The organism is Chitinophaga sp. 10T418 (assembly GCF_056394125.1).
Genome location: NZ_JBFTHG010000012.1, coordinates 46,899 through 64,790, shown reverse-complemented (window position 1 = coordinate 64,790; position 17,892 = coordinate 46,899). Strand labels below are relative to the sequence as shown.

Below are 17,892 nucleotides of genomic sequence, written 5' to 3'. Positions count from 1 at the left end.
AAATAAAATATCTACTTTTATCTGTCTGCACAAAATCTTCTCTGGCCGCATGATGCAGGCAGGCAAAAAATTCCATAAGCGATCTGAAAAAAAATATAAAAATCTTTTCGTGAGAGAAAAAACGGCGTTACGTACATACTACACCGTTACCGGAATCACCTTTGCATTGCCAGGTGTACCGGGTGAGATGGTAAAGCAAAAAGTGTGGGATGGCATTTATTAAAAAATAAACAACATACTGAAGCATTATTGCCAGATGAAAAAAGATACTTAACTTAAGATGTATTTTTTCATCATTAAAACCTCAGTATTACTATGAAACTGAAACACCTGACAGCAGTAATCCTTTCCATGGGATTAATATTTATGATTTCCTGTAAAGGGAAACCCAAAGATGCAGACATCCAAGCTACTGTAGTTGCTGCATTGCAGTCAACTCCAGGCGTTAATGCTGATGTTAAAGATGGTGTAGTTACGCTGACCGGAGCGGTAGCCACCCAGGCAGACAAAGATGCGGCAGAAAATGCAGCTAAAGTAAGCCAGGGTGTAAAGAGCGTTGTCAACAATATTACTGTAACACCGCCGCCACCACCACCTCCTCCTGCACCAGCTGCTGCTACACCTGCCGATGCAGCGCTGAAGACAGCCGTAGATGGTATTGTTAAGGACTTTCCTGGTATCACCGCTGATGTTAAAGACGGCGTGATCATTATTACCGGTGAATCTAAAGCTGATCGTTGGAAAAAGCTGAAAGTTGCACTGGATGGACTGAAGCCTAAAAAAGTAGATGCTTCCGGTTTGAAAGTAAAGTAAATCGCTGACCCTCTAAATACAACAATCATGGCATTACAGGATAAATACAAAGAGCTGATTGACGCCGCAAAATCTGCGGGCACCAGCAATCTGCAGGTTAATGAACAAGATGGTGTACTTCATATAGATGGTGAAGCTCCGAGCGGCGCAGTAAAGGACCAGTTATGGGATATCTATGGAAAGATTGACCCCAACTTCCTTACCGGCGACGTGGTAATGAATATTAATGTAGCTACTGCAGTAGCAGGTGCTAAACTGAAGGTAACTACTGAGTCTACCAACCTCAACATTCGTAAGGGGCCGGGTACCGACCAGCCTGTCGTAGGCAAAGCGGCACATGGCGAAACTGTTTCCCTGATCAGCAAACAAAGCGATCAGTGGTGGTTGATCCGTACAGATGGCGGCGCAGAAGGATATGCTTCCGCGACCTATCTGACGCCTGTTGAGTAGGTAACACTTCACATAATTAAACGGCTGTCTCTTACTTTTAGAGACAGCCGTTTTTTTTAAAGCCCCTGGCTGCTGTTATGGCAACTCATACATCAGTCCCGCCGGCAGCATCAGGGTGCCTTTGCTGTAAATATCGATGAAAAGCGTAATGGTATCCTTTGTATTGGCCGTTAAAAAAACATATTTATCCAGCACCCCTCCTTTACTGTTGTACAAATCCCTGAGTAATGGCTCCTTATAACCAGGATTGGCTACAGCGCTGCGATGCAGCAGAACCAGGTGTTGCTTATCCTTCGTGGTAAGCCCGGACAGGTAGTTCATCTCCTGCATAATACTCTTTTCGGTATTCCCTTTTTTGAGTCTTATCGGGTTCGTATTGGTATATCCATAGGTACTGTCCGTAGCAGACGGTAGTTTTGAAAATGCTTTCTGGGCCTGGGCTTTACTACCCATCGCCAACAGGAATATACAAATCACTAAAACGGATAAATTACTAAAGTGACGTTTCATCTTCAGGGTTTATAAAGGATTAAAAACATCAATGGTCCGTACTAAGACAATCACCCGGCATAGTAGGGCTTATTGGGATCAAACATCGCTATAAAGATAAAGGAAAAACAGGAATTATCATCCAGCCGGAAAATAGGCGGGGCTGCTCCATTATCAATGGCCAGCCCCGCTTTGCTATTATTTTCGTTCGAGCCGATAAATCACTGCATCTGCTGCCGGCAGTGTTATTTGCATAGTTTTATTTTGTGTTGATATTTTTCCGGAGAATAATTCTTTCGCGGTATAGGCCTCTTTTACCGATAAGCCTGCCTGTTGGAGGTTCAGGGAAAAAGTGGCGGATGTTGGTGCATAGTTCATCACTGCTACATAAGTATATCTCCCGGAATTTTTTACAAAGATGTTGGAAGACTGATCTCGGCTGTGATGATCTACCGGACGGAATACGCCACCCTGGCGGGCTACCTCCAGCAGGTCCTGGTTTTGCAGGAACTGTTTAGCGGCTTCAGAAGCATGGCCGTACACTGAAAAATCATCCCCGGTAATGAGGGAGCCGGTAACGATGCCTGATAACAATCTTGCCCTGTTAGGACCGTCAGCGGCGCCTTCAAACACCACGTGATCAGCATCAGAAAAATCATACAACCAGTTTTGCCACCAACCATAGCTGGTACCATTCATGGTGTAGGCCGTTTCGTCTATATTCTTAAACGCATCGCAGGCAATACGGCGGGTATGTACATATCTGCCAGTAGCTATATTGGGCGAAATAGCTGCATATACCAGCATCTTCCCATCCAGTTGATCTACCAGGTATTCCATTCCTTTTCTGAACGCCTGCATGCCCGTATGGACGGTGGGATCATAAAATGAATCTGCTTCAATGGCAGCATGACCAATAAAATCTATTTTGATCATTTCGAAGCCGGCGTCTTTAAACCGTTTGATGAGGAAAGCGATTCTTTCCCTGGTAGCCGGATGGGTAGGATCCATGGCCCTGGCGCCATCCAGCTCATGGTATTGTCCGTTTACTTTTGTCCAGGTATCCTGATAGTTAAATTGGCTGCCTTCTACTTTACGGGGAGATTTGCCCCAGTCTACAAATGGCGCCCAATAGATACCCGGCTTAAATCCTCTGGCTTTACAATAGGCACTGAAAGCCGCCAGTTGACTGAAATCGCCGGTCATACCATTGGTGGTGAGGTTATCCCAGTAAGAGTCCAGGTCGATGTAAAGGGTATGATCTGCGTTGCGGAATCCTTTGCAGGAATCGGCGAAAAAGTCTACCACCTTTTTTGCTTTGGCGAGTGATAATTTTGTCTGCATGCTGCCCCAGCTGTTCCAGCCAAAAGGTTTGGCGGCGGTCCAGTTAAAAATGTAGCGCGGCTCTGCTTTGCGGTTGGCCTGCGCATATTGCTCCATGCCGGTTCTCCAGTCGCTGCCGGGTAGTACATAGATTTTAGGAGAGGCGCAAAGGGTATCCCCGGAGCTGACCATACCATGCGGTATGTTATCGCGGGTCCCGATGCTGTCTGTCCAGCCGGCGATCACAGAAAGCATCGTTTGCTGAGCAGTAGTCCCTTTCAGCGCAATACCTGTTTTCCAGTTATTATGCTCCACGGAGCCTATCACCAGTCCATTATTGTTGACCGTATTATAAACGGCAGTTACTTCGGCGCTGGTGAAGCTGGCGGCCGGCAGGTCTTCCGTGCTGTATTTCACCCAGGTATCATTATCGAAAGGCACGTGTACCGCGCGTATGGTATCTTTTACAGGGAACTGCAAAGCCGTGGTGGTCAAAGGGCTCATAGAACGGGAACGGGCGCCGGTACCACGCAATACGAGTGCGGTATAAAAACCGTTGTCTCCGTTGTATACATAAAAGAATTGCTGTTTTTTTATACCATTTCCGGAAGATGTGATTACATATTGTTTACCTGTGCCGGTCTGATCTTTTAACGGCGCTATAGTGAAGCTACGGCGGATCTTTTCGGTGTCCGGCTGTTGGGCATCTTCATACCAGCTGAAAGCATCTTTGATCATTATTTTGCTATTCACCCATACGCTGTATTTACCGGAATGCAAATCATAACTGATCCGGCTATTTTTACCGAAAGGGATATGCTTTACATCCCCGGATTGTTGTGCGGATAAACTTGTTACAAGACAAAGCAAGGCCATGGCAAACAGGATATATCTGCAATACTTAAAGGACAACACCATTATAATTCGTTATTTATGATTTACTATTCTCTTATCTGGCCAATCCCAACGGAGAAAAAAGTACGAACAACAACACCATCAGTATAATCAGCACAGCACTGTACCAGTGACGGTGTTTCCATGGTTGCAGTATCAGGTTAGATGTTCTGACAGGTGCATAGGGAACAGCCATCGGCCATAATTTACCTATTATCAGCATCAGTATGGCAGTGACTACAAAGAGTATCGCCAACAGGTGCAGGTAATGTAATCCGGTATCCAAGATCAGTTGAAAAAATATATTCGCTACAAAAAAGAATCCGAGGCCGATTTTAGCCGCTATGGCAGGAATACGCCTGGTAGCCATTCCTACGATCATGATCGTGAAGATAGGAATACTGAAAAAGCCGGATAACATCTGTATATAATTATAAAATCCTCCTTTAAATAACATAATAAAAGGTGCAATACCAATACCTATCAGTATCACAATTACCTGGAAGATCCAGGTAGTGCTGAGCAGTTTTTTATCTGTTACGCTACCCTTCTTCTCCGTCATATAAGGCTTGTACAGGTTCATGGTAAAGAGTGTACCCGCACTGCTTAACCCCGCATTAAAGGTGCTGAGCGCCGCTCCAAAAACTACGGCGGCAATGAGACCCGTATACACCGGAGGCAATACATCGGCGGCCAGTCTCGGAAAAATCTCTGCTGTACTTTCCGGATGAAAATACAGATGCACCGCTATTAGTCCGGGAATATTCAGCATCAGTGGCGACAATAGTTTACATAAACAAGCCAGCGCTATTCCTTTCTGGCTTTGTTCCAGGTTGACCGACCCAAGTGCCTGTTGTACAATGAACTGTTCCATGCCCCAGTAATAAATATTTACCAGCAGCATACCGGTGAAAATGGTAGAGAAAGGCACCTGGTCGTGCTTACCACCAATAGCATTTAAATGACTGGTGTCGGTACCAAGTACAATACGCAGTCCTTCTGTTACATCTCCATGGCCCAGGTATTTAAATCCGAAGTAAGGTAAGAGTAAACCACCGGCAATCATGCCGGCTCCCAGCACGGTATCTGACATGGTGATCACCTTGAGGCCTCCGAGTACGTTGTACAGGTACCCTATCACGGCAATCAGGCAGGCCAGCAGCCAGATGGTGGACCAGTAGCTGATGTGCAGTATTTCATTCAGGTGAAAGATGCCGTTAAAAGCGACGGCGCCGCCGTATAGTACTGCGGGGATCAGGTTTACCAGGTAGCTCACCAGGAACACGACTGATACAATTTTTTTAGTGGTCTGATCATACCGCACCGCAAGGAAATCGGGTGTGGTAACGGCGCCTATACGAAGATACACCGGCATGAAAAATTCGCTTACAAAAAGCATCGCAAAAACGGAAGTAACGCCCCATGCCATGATCGACATGTTATTCATAAACACCGATTCGTTTTCACCTATAAACTGGTTGGCGCTGATGTTGGTCATGAACAATGCCCCTCCTATCACCACCCAGTTTAAACTACGGCTACCCAGAAATACATCTGACGCTGTTTTCATCTGGTGTTTCCTGGTGATGTACCAGGACAACACCGTTACAATCACCACAAAAATGACAAAACTTATAATGGTTGATGCGTGCATTAACTGCTATAATGATTTTCTTCTGATTAAAACCGTTGGTAATACTTCCCGGATCTTTTCCCTGTTTAATACAAAAGTAGCTGCTTTCTTTGCCATGAGCCGGAAATCAGTGGAATAGGTGGTGATCCCGTTGCAAATGATTTCTTTCACGATATCATCATTATGGGAAAGAATGCCTACATCCTTACCTGGTACCAGTTTCTGTTCGACACAATCTTTCAGGATGGCCCAAAGTTCCGTATTATTGATCGTATAATATACTTTTCCTTTTTCTATGGTGCCGGGGGTATATTCGGTTTTAATAACACCCTTGATTTTATAGTCGCTGATAAACTTTTTAAACGCCTTTAATATTTCAATAGGTGTATCTGTTGCCGGGCGATAATAAAAGATCATTTCATCGAAGGTCTCAATAGTTTTGCTCAATGTTGCAAAAGCACTGTAGGAAGCCTCTCCGAACTCCTGTACAATATAGGAACAGGAACAGTTAGCAGATAGTGGTTCATAGCGGTCTATCATCAGGAACTTATCCATAGGGAGCGCGCTCAGGATACCCGATGTTTTAGGATGCGGAATAGGCGCTACTACATACATGCCGTACCGTCCTTTGACGTTGGCGATGATGGCCTCCAGGATTTCGATATTATTATGGTGAAAAAATACATCGATGTGAATGTTCATACCAAGGTTGGCGCGGAATGTTTTATAGAAAGCTTCCTGGAAGGTATCGAAGGCGTAGAGTAACAAGGCCACTTTCAGCTGTTGACCGGTGTCATCGCTGCTTACGTAAAAGCCTTTCCGGTTTTTGGATTGCACAATTCCCCGCGCTACCAGTTCTTTATATCCTTTGGCAATGGTTTCCCGGGCAAATCCCAATTTATTGATCAGCTGATTTACGGATGGTAACTGGTCCCCGCGGCTCAATGTTTTGGCGTTGATGGAATTGATGATGCCTTGCACAAACTGTTCATGTTTGGATAAACCGGGAATACCTTCCAGTTCATGTATTTGTTCATAGATATTCCGCATAGCTACAAATCAGCAAATAGTGAATGATGGCACCTGCAGGTGCGTACAATGGTTGTGATATAAAAACTGGTAGTACCGGTAATCGTGGCATTGCCATATCGTGGAATTTTAGCAACAGTATACTATGCTATACTATCCTATACTATCACTAAGCTATTGTCTTTTTTTATGAATAGCAAACTTTTTTTGTGTGTAACACTAAAAAGTACAGGCAAGGGAGTCCCTTGCCTGCTTGTGAAATGTATTTACACGTAGTTTATTTATGGCTTTGGTCCTGCCTTTTCGATCTTTTCTTTTATCTCAGCAGTGTACCGGATGGACAATGCTTTTTTCCAGTAGATAATGGCCTGTGCAGGATTATGGAGTTCCATCCAGTAATCTCCCATCCCATCATAAGTATTAAAACTTTCCGGGAAATAGTCGATGTTCAGCTGAAAAAACATTTTTGCTTTATCAAAATGTTTATCATGCAAATGCCCATATGCGAATTGATTGAATGCCTGCTCTGATGGGCGCACGGGATAGCCTCTTTCCTGTGACAATGTTTGAAAATGATGAATGATCAATTGTTTCAGGGAATCTGTGCTGCCATCTTTTTCAAAGTAGAGATAAGTAGGAAATCTGTTCTCTTTAAAAATAAAACGCAGGGCATCATACTCCGCAATGAGTGGCACGGAGATATGGTCATCGTCTGCATAATATTTCAGGTTCCATTTTAAATCATTCCCGTTATATTTTTTCAGCTTCTCCCCCAACTGCAGGATAGCGCTGGTATGGATGGCGCCGCGATCGGGGTTATTTTTCAGCTGTTGCGTGTCCAGCGCTGCTTTCATAGTATGTGATACTGCAAGGAAAAATTTTTTGCCCTTAAAATGTTGTGACAGCAGGCTGTCCGCCTCCCCTAACAGCTGGCTGTTGTGCCAGAAAAGACTGGGTTCTATGGCTACGTATGCGTTGAACACATGGGTATGTTTCAGCAGCGCATTGGTGACGAGCAGGCCTCCAAGGGAGTGCCCTACAATAATGCTATAAGGCGCTACAGGGTACTTCTTATTGATATAGGGCACCAATTCTTTTTCCAGGAAAGCGGTGAATTGTTCTCCTCCACCAGCACTGGCATCAGAGCTATCTGTTGCCGGTGTGAGATCCCTTGTACGATTCCGGCCGGTATTGGGAATGCCAACGATAATCATTTGCGGCAAAGCAGTATTACCATTAATCACCCCCAACTGTTGTATCATTGTTTGCAGTGTAGCAAAATGGAAGTCGCCATCCAGCACATATAACACCGGATAAGATGGTTGTACAAACCAGGTGGTATCTACCGGCGGACTATAGATCCACAACGGCCTGTTTTCATCTAATATCGTTGAATAAACGCTGTCCCGTTGTCCGAAGGATACGAGATGCTGGGCATGGATACTCAGGAAGAGATGAAATAAGAGTCCGATTAAAATAAGTCTTTTCATACGGGCGGATTTTAGTACAAGATGGTCTTCTCCCGTGATGAAACCTCCCGAATGTGATACAACCCTTTACAAATGTGACAGCTCAACTTTTTTCCGGGACCAATTTGATCAGGTAAAATAAATTTCAGTATATTGCATTGCATACTACTATTAAAAACATATATCTTTGCATAACACTAGCGCCCTATTCACAGGCCGTTAAAAATCAACCATCATGAAAAGTTGCTTTATATTATTAAATACAGCCATATTGATTACCGGATTCCGTATACAAACTTCAAATGCACAAAATGCCAAAGCCTCAGATGAGTTGTATCGCCAACTTGCCTACAAGGATAGCATGCTGTTTGATATCGCATTCAACACCTGTAATGTAAAAGCGATCGGCACTGTTTTATCAAAGGATTTCGTGTTTTTCCACGACAATGGATATGATGGTGTAACGGTGGATCAAAGTCTCTCCAGCTTCACCACCAACCTTGAAAAGTTTTGCGCTAACCCGGATAACAAGATGCGGCGGGAAATTGTAAAGGGCAGCTTACAGGCATTTGCGGTGGGTACCGATGAAGCCGTTCAAACAGGCGTACAACACTTGTATGTGATACGGAAAAATCAGCCGGAGCAATTAATAGAAGCATCCAAATTTACACGCACCTGGAAAAAAACAGCAGGCGACTGGAAGATGACGCAGGAAACGGATTTCCTGGTAAAAACGCAATTTGACCCTCCTTCCAAAAGATATGAGCCTGCACCTTATGTTCCTTCGAGAGAGCCATTGTATGATGTGATTGTACGGATGGATAGTCTTTATTTTGATACCTACAATACCTGTAACCTGGAAAAGATGGCGGCGATGACCTCCGACTCCATTGAGTTTTATCACGACAGAGGAGGCTTAACTACTTCTAAAAAAGATCTCATTGCCTCTATTAAGAAAAATATCTGTGGCAAAGTTACGCGGGAGCTGATGCCTGGTAGTATAGAAGTATATCCTATCCCTAATTACGGCGCAGTAGAAATCGGTTATCATCGATTTCATAATAACCAGGAACCGGGTGCACCTTCTCACGCCAGTAAATTTGTTACGTTGTGGCAACGGGATGGGAATACCTGGAAAATGGCGAGGGTAATTAGTCTGCATTAAAACAACAGGCGCATATCCCTTCCCTGGCTATTCACGCCATGGAAGGGAATGTTTATCTTATACATTTTGATACCGTTTACAAAGTATACCTGCGGCCCAATAGCAACCCCGCTTGGGCCACCTAAAAAAACTTGATATAATCTTCTATTTTGAAGGTATGTTGTTTTGTAAATGGGACGGTAGTATTAAAGAGAGACGTGATCATGGGTACTTTAAAATCACGATAACCCAGGCGAAGGTCACACCAGGCGATCAGGTGCCATTGACTGGTATAAAATACCAGGCCTACCGGTTCTATATCTCTTACAGTATGGTTGCCTTTAGTATCAGTATACCCTATTTTAATGCAATACTTACTGGCAATGCCCTGCTGGATGGCCGTAAGCCAGGTAGTTTCTGGTTGTCCATTTGCAGACACAAATATGTCCGTCTGCGCAGCTATTTCTTCCACCGCTTCTCCGTCATGTGAGCGCACGACTGTTTTAATTTTATTAAGCGCGGACACACTGTTTTTAGAAACAGACTTGTCAGCAAATCTACCAGCCAGGCTTTGTAATAAAATGAGGGCATTGGCTTCTTCTACGGTGAACAATAACGGGGGAAGAAAATATCCCTGTGCAATAAAATAACCGCGGTTTACTTCAAAGTTGACGGGGACACCGATTTCATTGAGTGCTTTAATATCCCTGTATACGGTACGCAGGCTGATATCAAATTTTTCGGCCAGTTTTTCGGCGGATACATACTTCCTGGACTGCAATACGCTGAGTAAGCCCATTAATCTGTCGATTCTGTTCATAGGGTTAACATTTATACCTCAAAAATAGCTCCTGCGACTGAAATTTATAGCGTGATTTTGCGTCATGGAAATACCCATTACACGCCCTTAGCTATCTTCCATCCAGCCCGCAAACACGTTCCCCGAATTATGTTATATTTTATAGTAATCAAAATCATCTCCCATGGCAAAACAAATGTCTGTCATTCCCTTTACGGGAAAACTCGGTCCTCTCATTGGGTATAGGCGCAATATCCAGCTGTCATTCAAGACAATAACCTCTGAGATGTTATGATGACGTTTCCGGATTCCAGGCCACCTCCCAGAGATGTCCGTCCGGATCCTGAAAATAGGCAGCACAGCCTTTCCAGAAGTTGTCGGTTACCGGCTTGATAATAGTACCGCCTGCGGCGCTTACCTTCTCCAGTATCACGCCTATTTCTTCCTGGTGGGCTACATAATGTACCAGCACCAATTCTGTAGCAGATGGAGTGCTGACAGGTATTTTAGTATCAAACGAAATACTTTTCTTTGGCCATAGCGCCAGCTTCAAACCCTGCTGTAATTCAAAGTATGCAACGGCGGCATATGGGAATTCGCCGCCGGTGATACCGTTGGTAGGCCAGCCTAAACCATCACGATAAAAATGCACCGCTCTTTGCAGGTCGGTCACGCCCAGTGTTAATACTGCAATTGCTGGCTTCATATGTTATTCAATAAACCCGTAAAATTTTTTATAGTAGGCGAACTTGGCAGACATCACCTTTTTTGTTTCCGGCAACCCTTCCTGTTTCAGTTGTTTAAACAGGGTGAGTACATGTGGACTGAATTCTTCAAAAGCGCAACTATGTGTGATAGCGTCTGTGAGGTAACAGGTGGTTTCATCACATTTCTGCCAGTATACTTCCAGGGCCTGACAGATCCCTTCCATGAGGGACTTATCGTAGCATTTTACCAGGCATCTGGCAGCAGCGGCCGACCTGTCCGGATAATTCATCAATAAATAAAAGAGGAAATACGTGATGCGTGTAAGATCGTTGCTCTCCAGTTGAAGAGGCAACAGCTCTTCCCGCTGCGCAAACACCTGCTTGTACGCTTCTTCGTCCAGCCGCCTGGTGGTATGCTTTTCAATGAGATGTTCCAGTTGTTTTATTGCCGTTAATCCCGTTGTGAGATCCTGCACACAGCTATCTCTGAATAATTGCTCCAGTATGATATGATTCATATACCCATGATTTATTGAACGGATTCGTTGTTTATATTTGCAAAGAAAGGATATTCCCGTTAAATAAACAACGAATCCGATTAATAATTAGAACGAAACCGTTTTATAATATGAAGCCATTAGTAGCCTTGATCACCGAATGGGATAGTTACGCATCGAAGACCACATCGCCTACAGTAGCGGATTTCTGTGAGAAATATCTCCAAAAACATCCTGCCGGAAGTTCAGCCGATGCCATCCCCACCCAGCAGGCAGACTCCGTATTAGCTTCACTGATTGGCAAAACCGGCGGGTTGCATACAGCCTATGCCCGGATGGCGATCAAAGAGATGCCGGACATAGAACTGGAATGGTTTTATTTATTGAATGTGATCAGTATTAAAAAAGAAGCGAAAAAAACGGATGCCATCAGCCTGAGTAATATGGAACAGTCTACCGGCATTGACATATTGAACCGTATGAAAAAAAAGGGGCTTATTGTTGAAAAGGATGATCCGGCAGACAGGCGTGCGAGGCTGGTGAGTCTTACCGATAAGGGCAAAGCCTTGCTCGTACAGATAGGTTATTATCTCTACAAAGTCTCTTATCTTTTATATCATGATATTAAAGAAGAAGATAAAAAGAGCATTATAAAAATATTAACAAATACGACTCAAAAACAGGAGCAGCTCCGGATAGCCAAAAAGAACAGCAGCATTGATGAAATGATACAATCGCTATACGGCGAAAACGCCCTGAAAGCGGTGCTCAGCGCCTTTAAAAAAGAAGTAAGGCAGCAGGAAAAGATCATGCATAGCACCCCGGATAAGGACCTGGATGAAATGATTAAATCGTTCCATAAATAAGATCAAAAAAATTCTGCCATCGGATAGGGGATCTGTAAATTGCATGCGTCATATAACAAAGCAGCTTTCAAAGGAGCTTTTTAATTATTGTATGATGACGCATAACGATTTAATCAAACGCTTACTGCTACCGGGTCTGGCTACAATGCTATGTCTGACCCTTACGATGGGTGCATCCGCGCAGACCCTGCTCCCCGATCAGAATCCCCGCTACCAGGAAAGTCTGCAGCATTACCTGTTGAAAGAGGACTCACTGACTGTGAATGAAGGCACTACCGTGCAACAAACCTATAAAGCTTACCAATATTTTGAGGCGAAGCGCGAGCGTAAGGACCAACGCAGACAGTGGCGGCAGGATCGGCGGATGGCCCGTAATACCGGCTATTGGAGCGACTACTCCTACAACGACTATGCACGCGGCTATAGTTATAGCACGCCATTTAGTTACGGTTATCCTTCCTATCATTCCTATAACTCCGGCTTCAGATGGAATGATGTGGCCGCCGTTACCGCCATCGCTTTAGGCGCCTATATTCTTTTCAGATAACATAATTCATAAAAACTTACGTGATGTTTAAAATTAATGCAGCTGCATTTACAGGGATTCTTTTGGCTGGTATTTTACTGCAGGGATGTGCCCCGCGAAAAGTAACACGGGTAGATGAAAAAGAACAGATAGATATCAGTGGCCGCTGGAACAATACCGACTCCCGCCTGGCAGCAGAAGAAATGATTACCCGCGTACTGGGAGAAAACTGGTTGTCTGATTTCCAGCAGCAGCACCAGGGCAAGAAACCCGTAGTGATAGTAGGTATGGTAGCCAACAAAAGCCATGAACATATTGATGCCGAAACTTTTGTAAAAGATATGGAACGCTCTTTTGTTACCACCCAAAAAATACGGCTGGTACAAGGTGGCGCTAAAAGAGAGGAACTGAGAGGTGAACGGGCGGATCAGCAAAAGAATGCGTCCACATCTACCATGAAAAAATGGGGACTGGAAGTAGGAGCCGACTATATTCTGCAGGGATCCATCAACTCGATTGTAGACTCCCATAAGAAACAAATGGTATTGTACTACCAGGTAGATCTGGAACTAACAGATCTGCAAAGCAATGAGGTCGTGTGGATTGGCAATAAGAAGATCGCGAAATACGTAAAGAACTAATACCTACAACCAGTTCCACTGTGCGCCGGTCCTGCATACGGCCGGCGCCTTTTTACCTACATCATCATTATTAATGAACAAGATATCAGATCAATGGAAGTGGCTACTGCCGCTGTTATTGGTAATGACTTTCCTTTTCTCCTGCCGTACTTACAATGATGCCATCGGTCACTACTATGGCGCTATTTCAACAGGACGATTCGAGGAAGCTTCCCGGCAACTGGACGACAACAGGTTTCTGCAATATGGCCGCAACAAACTATTGTTTTACCTCGAAAAAGGGAAGACCACTTTTCTGCAGGGACATTACCAGGAAAGCAACAGCTATTTTAACGCCGCCGATTCCTTGCTGGACAACGGCAGCAGGAATAAGTTCTGGGACCAGGCACTGGGCCTCGTTACCAATCCTGCCATGCAGGTATATCGTGGAGAAGATTTTGAAAAACTCCTGATCCATTATTACAAGTCCATCAACTACCTGCAGCTAAACATGATGGAAGATGCCACCGTAGAAGCAAGACGTATTTCACTCAGCGGCTATGCGCTCAATGACCGCAAAAATAATAACGCCAACAAATACGCCAACGATGCATTCTCCATGATCATACAAGGAGTGGTATATGAAAGCGGTGGTGATATCAATAATGCCTTTATCTCCTATCGCAACGCGGCGGACCTGTTTCTCGGCAAACCCGACAAAACTTATTATGGTATTACCTTACCGGTACAACTACAGGATGATCTGTTGCGCACTGCATGGCAGTTGGGTTTTCACCAGGAACTGGCCTATTACGAACAACAATTCGGACGCCGTTATATACCTGTAAATAGCAGTGATGGCGGAGAAGTACTCGTGTTCTGGGAAAACGGGCTGGCGCCTGTTAAAGCGGAAGCCAATTTCTTCTTTACCCTTACCGAACGGGGGCCGGGAAATTTTGTATTTACAGACCCGGATAACACCATCTTTATTCCCTTCGACTTCCAGTTGCTTTCCCGCGATTCCTGCCAGCAACTCCGCAGACATTTTGATGCATTCCGGATTGCCTTTCCCAAATATGTGGAGCAGCCGCTGTATTTCACCAATGCCAGCATACAGAGAGACAGCAGTCTTATTACGCCCCTGGAAAAAGTGGAAGACATCAACCAGCTCGCCTTCCGCACGTTGCAGGAAAGATTTTTAAAAGAAATGGGCCTGGCACTCACACGGCTGACCATCAAAAAATTAGCAGAACAACAGGTAAAAAAAGAAAATGAATCACTGGGAGAAGCACTTAATTTATTGAATATACTAACAGAAAAAGCAGATACCAGGAACTGGCAAAGTCTCCCCCACTCTATCTATTACACCCGCATCCCTTTAAAGAAAGGCGCCAACAAAGTGACGCTCACTTTGCAGGGGCAGCATTCGCAGACAGTGGTATTTGATGTATTTGGAAATGGGCGGTTACAAACGATTCATTATTCTTCTTTACAAAAATCACAAGGATAAAAAAATATAGAAGACAATCATAGCCTGATCGCCTTCTATATTCCAACATCTAAAAAATTATTTTATTGCTGCCGGCAACCTCCTTCCTTAATATGACAGATCCCTGCGGGATACCGGACGCAGTGCCCAGGAAACCAATGCGAACCCTGTGAAAAGGATCGGAAATATTACCCTGGTAGCTGGCTCTCCGGACCATAAATGAGAAGCAACCGCACCTGTAAGATCAAAGAAGGCGCCTGCATAAGCCCATTCCTTTAAGCGGGGATAGCGGGGAATAATAACGGCCACGGCTCCCAGCACTTTCCAGATGCCTAATATTACACAGAAGTAAACCGGGTAGCCCAGGTTCGTCATACCCTCCACCAGGTAGGCTGGCCGCAGGATATCGCCCACGCCACCGGATCCCAGTTGAAACACCACCAGTGCGGTTGTTATCCAATAGGCTGTAGTAGTACGCCAGGAGGTCTTGAAATCCTTCAATAAAGGCCCAAAATCGCGGCGTTCTGCCGGACGAAGCGCCCAGGACGCCAATGTGATGCCGGCGAAAATTACAGGCCCTACTGCCTCCGGAAACTGGCCTACTGCCAGGTGCGAGGCAAAGGCACCCGTATAAATGAAAAACAACCCTGCATATACCCATTCTTTCAAACGAGGGAAACCAGGCGCCAACAATGCCAGTACGCCTAATACCTTCCATATGCCCATAATGTTGAGGATGTATTCAGGATAACCCAATTGCACCATCACCGTGCGGACAAATGTTATTTTCTGGAGATCCCATATGGCCCCTACGCCGGTTTCCAGTGCGATGATGCCGGTGGTTAACCAGAAGGCAATGATACGGGTGCGGGAAGCCGCTGCGGAAGAAACAAGGGTATTCATAATGTTATATTGTTTTATGACGAATAATGACTGTTTACACTACAATAAGTATTGAGTAATGCCAAATTGGACAGTAACACGGAAATATTTTTTTCTGTACGTGAGGCTGTTAATTTTTAATGATCACTGTTATTTTCCCGAATTAGATATTAGCTTAGCATATAAAGATCCCTGTACATGAAAATTAAACTGATCAGAAAATTCCTGGAATACGTATACAATAACTATGTGGGCAACTTTTTAGGATTCGTCATAGGCATGATGTCCACCCGCCTGGTATCGCATTACTTCACCACCCGCAGCATCCGCAATTTATGGGGGCTTACAGCACGTAAAACGGTAGTAGACAAGCATACCTACAGCAACATGGAATGGATCATCACCATTGTGATTGGTTTTATTGTTTTCGAGATCGTTTCCAAATGGCTGACGAAAAAGCTGCAACAATTACTGCCAAAATATAAGGTCACCAAATGGCTGGTGGAAGAAGAAGAAAAAGAAAAGGGGCCGTCTGCAGAAAAAACGGCCGTAGCCACACATGATTAAAATAATAACAGCCCTTTCAAGAATGAAAGGGCTTTCCTTATTCTAAATTAACAGCCGTATTATCTTACCAGTTAGGATTCTGTTTCATAGCCGTATTGCCATTAATCTCCGTTAATGGAATAGGCCACAGGTAATCTCTTGCCGCATTGAACACCCGTGTTTCCACGATCACCGGCTTACCTGTTGTAGGATTAATCGCACCTTGTGCCGGACCGGTCAGCACCTCTTCTCCTATCTTCCATCTCCTGATATCAAATAACCGGGTACCTTCAAAAGCCAGTTCCACTTTTCTTTCCCTGCGATAAAGGGTGCGTATTTTTTCCTGGGTATTATAAACGTTGACATCTACATTTGGCATCCCTGCCCTGTTTCTTATTTTATTCAGGTAGATGAGTACATCGGCATGCTGCCATTGTCCGGATTCTACCAGGGCCTCCACATAACTCAGCAGCATTTCTGCATAGCGGATCACCATAAAGTTGAGGGTACCACTGTTATTCCGGGAAACATCTCTTGCATCGAGATACTTTTTTACCCAGAAACCTGTTTGTGTTGACTGCGCCGCACCTATCTGGTCAACAGATCCGGCGGTGAAAGGATCCAACAGCCTGTTTACGAATGTTTGCCCCGGGAATAATACACTCGCTGCCAGGCGGGGATCGCGGTTATTTTTATAGAGTGGGTTTTTCCAGTACAACTGCAAACTATCATCGCCCAGTTCCTGTAAGGTTTTGCCCTGCAGTGTTTCATAGGAGTTCACCATAGCCGCTGTTGGCCCGTTGGCCGCCTGCCCGGATAAGCTCTTAGGCGCCAGCCGGAAGAAGGCGCCGGAGTTTCCGGTTCTTCTGAACAGGATTCTTTCCTTGTTTTCCAATGCATCATAGCTGAACAACTGCCCATAACTATTTACACCAGGGGCACTGGCATAATGCAGGTCATATACTTTGAGGTCAATCAGTTTACGTGCGTAGGTAATAACCTGTTCATAATTTTTGATAGTCAGGTAAAGCTGCACCTGCATGGCATAGCAGGCGCCTTTCGTTATCCTGTATGCATCACTGGTGGGATAAGTAGCCGGTAAAATTTCCGCTGCCTTGTMCAGTTCTGTAGAAATAAAAGTCACCACTTCTTCCTGCGAATTACGCGGGATGGCTTGTGGGTCTGCAGGAGAAATGCTGGTATCTACAATGGGTATCGGTCCAAACAACTGGAAGAGTGTCAGGTGAGCCCTGGCTCTCAGCGCCCTGGCTTCAGCGGCACGTTGTTCTTTTACCACCGGGTTCTCCATGTAAATCTTCGAATAGTTTTCCAGGATGCGGGAAGCATTCCTGATATCTTTATAGTTCTGACGATACAGGTCTGCCAGGTAACCATCTGTTGCGGTGACGGCTCCCAATGGAAAAGAATTCCAGCTGCCGAAGTTTGCACGGAATACAGATTCATCTGTGGTACCCGACATATGCATACGACAATTTGCCTGGTAAGAAGAAGACGTGATCAATGCGCCGGGAGAAACCTGGTTGTTGTAAATCACCTCCAGGTAATTATACAGATCCGACTCCAGCCGCCACCACTTAGCGTCTGTAGTGGCAGTAGGACTATCCCTTTCCAGGAACGATTTATTACAGCTGAACAGAACTGTTGTAATTAAAAATGCGCTGACGATATTTATAGCTACTTTTTTCATTTTCGGGT

The 17,892-nt window shown here is 44.8% G+C and carries 18 protein-coding genes; 8 read left to right on the top strand and 10 right to left on the bottom strand.

The features are described from left to right. Window positions 1-315: 315 nt before the first annotated feature. The gene (locus AC1DCV_RS28315; protein WP_477026338.1) at window positions 316-813 is read left to right on the top strand and encodes a BON domain-containing protein; all 498 of its coding nucleotides are present in this window, start codon (window positions 316-318) and stop codon (window positions 811-813) included. 27 nt (window positions 814-840) lie between these two features. Continuing rightward, on the top strand, window positions 841-1,263 hold the full coding sequence (locus AC1DCV_RS28310) for an SH3 domain-containing protein (RefSeq protein WP_477026337.1): 423 nt from the start codon (window positions 841-843) through the stop codon (window positions 1,261-1,263). Window positions 1,264-1,338: 75 nt separating this feature from the next. Here the strand turns inward: AC1DCV_RS28310 and AC1DCV_RS28305 are convergent, their stop codons facing one another. The 5 genes from AC1DCV_RS28305 to AC1DCV_RS28285 all read right to left on the bottom strand — a co-directional run bounded on the left by AC1DCV_RS28305 (window position 1,339) and on the right by AC1DCV_RS28285 (window position 8,121). After that, window positions 1,339-1,773, bottom strand: a complete 435-nt coding sequence (locus tag AC1DCV_RS28305; RefSeq protein ID WP_477026336.1) for a hypothetical protein — start codon at window positions 1,771-1,773, stop codon at window positions 1,339-1,341. Between the two features lie 177 nt (window positions 1,774-1,950). Beyond that, entirely contained in the window at window positions 1,951-3,993 is a 2,043-nt protein-coding gene (locus AC1DCV_RS28300; RefSeq protein ID WP_477026335.1) for an alpha-galactosidase, read from the bottom strand. A gap of 31 nt (window positions 3,994-4,024) precedes the next feature. Next, window positions 4,025-5,623: a solute:sodium symporter family transporter gene (locus AC1DCV_RS28295; RefSeq protein ID WP_477026334.1), complete on the bottom strand. Its 1,599-nt coding sequence runs from the start codon at window positions 5,621-5,623 to the stop codon at window positions 4,025-4,027. A gap of 6 nt (window positions 5,624-5,629) precedes the next feature. After that, on the bottom strand, window positions 5,630-6,652 hold the full coding sequence (locus AC1DCV_RS28290; RefSeq protein ID WP_477026333.1) for a GntR family transcriptional regulator: 1,023 nt from the start codon (window positions 6,650-6,652) through the stop codon (window positions 5,630-5,632). 260 nt (window positions 6,653-6,912) lie between these two features. Next, window positions 6,913-8,121, bottom strand: coding sequence for an alpha/beta hydrolase-fold protein (locus AC1DCV_RS28285; RefSeq protein ID WP_477026332.1), 1,209 nt, complete (start codon window positions 8,119-8,121; stop codon window positions 6,913-6,915). Between the two features lie 214 nt (window positions 8,122-8,335). Between AC1DCV_RS28285 and AC1DCV_RS28280 the strand changes: the two genes are divergently transcribed. Beyond that, a complete protein-coding gene (locus tag AC1DCV_RS28280; protein WP_477026331.1) occupies window positions 8,336-9,265 on the top strand; it encodes a nuclear transport factor 2 family protein in 930 nt (309 codons plus the stop codon). Window positions 9,266-9,386: 121 nt separating this feature from the next. Here AC1DCV_RS28280 and AC1DCV_RS28275 read toward each other — a convergent pair whose 3' ends face one another. The 3 genes from AC1DCV_RS28275 to AC1DCV_RS28265 all read right to left on the bottom strand — a co-directional run bounded on the left by AC1DCV_RS28275 (window position 9,387) and on the right by AC1DCV_RS28265 (window position 11,268). Next, complete coding sequence (locus tag AC1DCV_RS28275; protein WP_477026330.1) at window positions 9,387-10,064, bottom strand: helix-turn-helix transcriptional regulator; 678 nt, start codon at window positions 10,062-10,064, stop codon at window positions 9,387-9,389. Between the two features lie 268 nt (window positions 10,065-10,332). Then, on the bottom strand, window positions 10,333-10,749 hold the full coding sequence (locus AC1DCV_RS28270) for a VOC family protein (protein ID WP_477026329.1): 417 nt from the start codon (window positions 10,747-10,749) through the stop codon (window positions 10,333-10,335). Between the two features lie 3 nt (window positions 10,750-10,752). Continuing rightward, entirely contained in the window at window positions 10,753-11,268 is a 516-nt protein-coding gene (locus AC1DCV_RS28265) for a hypothetical protein (protein ID WP_477026328.1), read from the bottom strand. A 110-nt stretch (window positions 11,269-11,378) separates the two neighbouring features. Here AC1DCV_RS28265 and AC1DCV_RS28260 point away from each other — a divergent pair, with 110 nt between their 5' ends. From AC1DCV_RS28260 to AC1DCV_RS28245, 4 genes are all read left to right on the top strand, one after another. Next, the gene (locus AC1DCV_RS28260) at window positions 11,379-12,113 is read left to right on the top strand and encodes a MarR family winged helix-turn-helix transcriptional regulator (RefSeq protein ID WP_477026327.1); all 735 of its coding nucleotides are present in this window, start codon (window positions 11,379-11,381) and stop codon (window positions 12,111-12,113) included. Between the two features lie 91 nt (window positions 12,114-12,204). Continuing rightward, window positions 12,205-12,660, top strand: a complete 456-nt coding sequence (locus AC1DCV_RS28255; protein ID WP_477026326.1) for a hypothetical protein — start codon at window positions 12,205-12,207, stop codon at window positions 12,658-12,660. Between the two features lie 23 nt (window positions 12,661-12,683). After that, window positions 12,684-13,280 (top strand): penicillin-binding protein activator LpoB, encoded by a 597-nt coding sequence (locus AC1DCV_RS28250; RefSeq protein WP_477026325.1) that lies wholly within the window; start codon window positions 12,684-12,686, stop codon window positions 13,278-13,280. Window positions 13,281-13,353: 73 nt separating this feature from the next. Then, window positions 13,354-14,769, top strand: a complete 1,416-nt coding sequence (locus tag AC1DCV_RS28245) for a COG3014 family protein (protein ID WP_477026324.1) — start codon at window positions 13,354-13,356, stop codon at window positions 14,767-14,769. Between the two features lie 87 nt (window positions 14,770-14,856). Here AC1DCV_RS28245 and AC1DCV_RS28240 read toward each other — a convergent pair whose 3' ends face one another. Continuing rightward, window positions 14,857-15,651, bottom strand: coding sequence for a DoxX family protein (locus AC1DCV_RS28240; RefSeq protein WP_477026323.1), 795 nt, complete (start codon window positions 15,649-15,651; stop codon window positions 14,857-14,859). A 177-nt stretch (window positions 15,652-15,828) separates the two neighbouring features. On the opposite strand from AC1DCV_RS28240, the gene AC1DCV_RS28235 reads away from it, so the two are divergent. After that, window positions 15,829-16,197 (top strand): hypothetical protein, encoded by a 369-nt coding sequence (locus AC1DCV_RS28235; RefSeq protein WP_477026322.1) that lies wholly within the window; start codon window positions 15,829-15,831, stop codon window positions 16,195-16,197. A 64-nt stretch (window positions 16,198-16,261) separates the two neighbouring features. Here the strand turns inward: AC1DCV_RS28235 and AC1DCV_RS28230 are convergent, their stop codons facing one another. Further along, window positions 16,262-17,884 (bottom strand): RagB/SusD family nutrient uptake outer membrane protein, encoded by a 1,623-nt coding sequence (locus AC1DCV_RS28230; protein WP_477026321.1) that lies wholly within the window; start codon window positions 17,882-17,884, stop codon window positions 16,262-16,264. Window positions 17,885-17,892 lie beyond the last annotated feature (8 nt).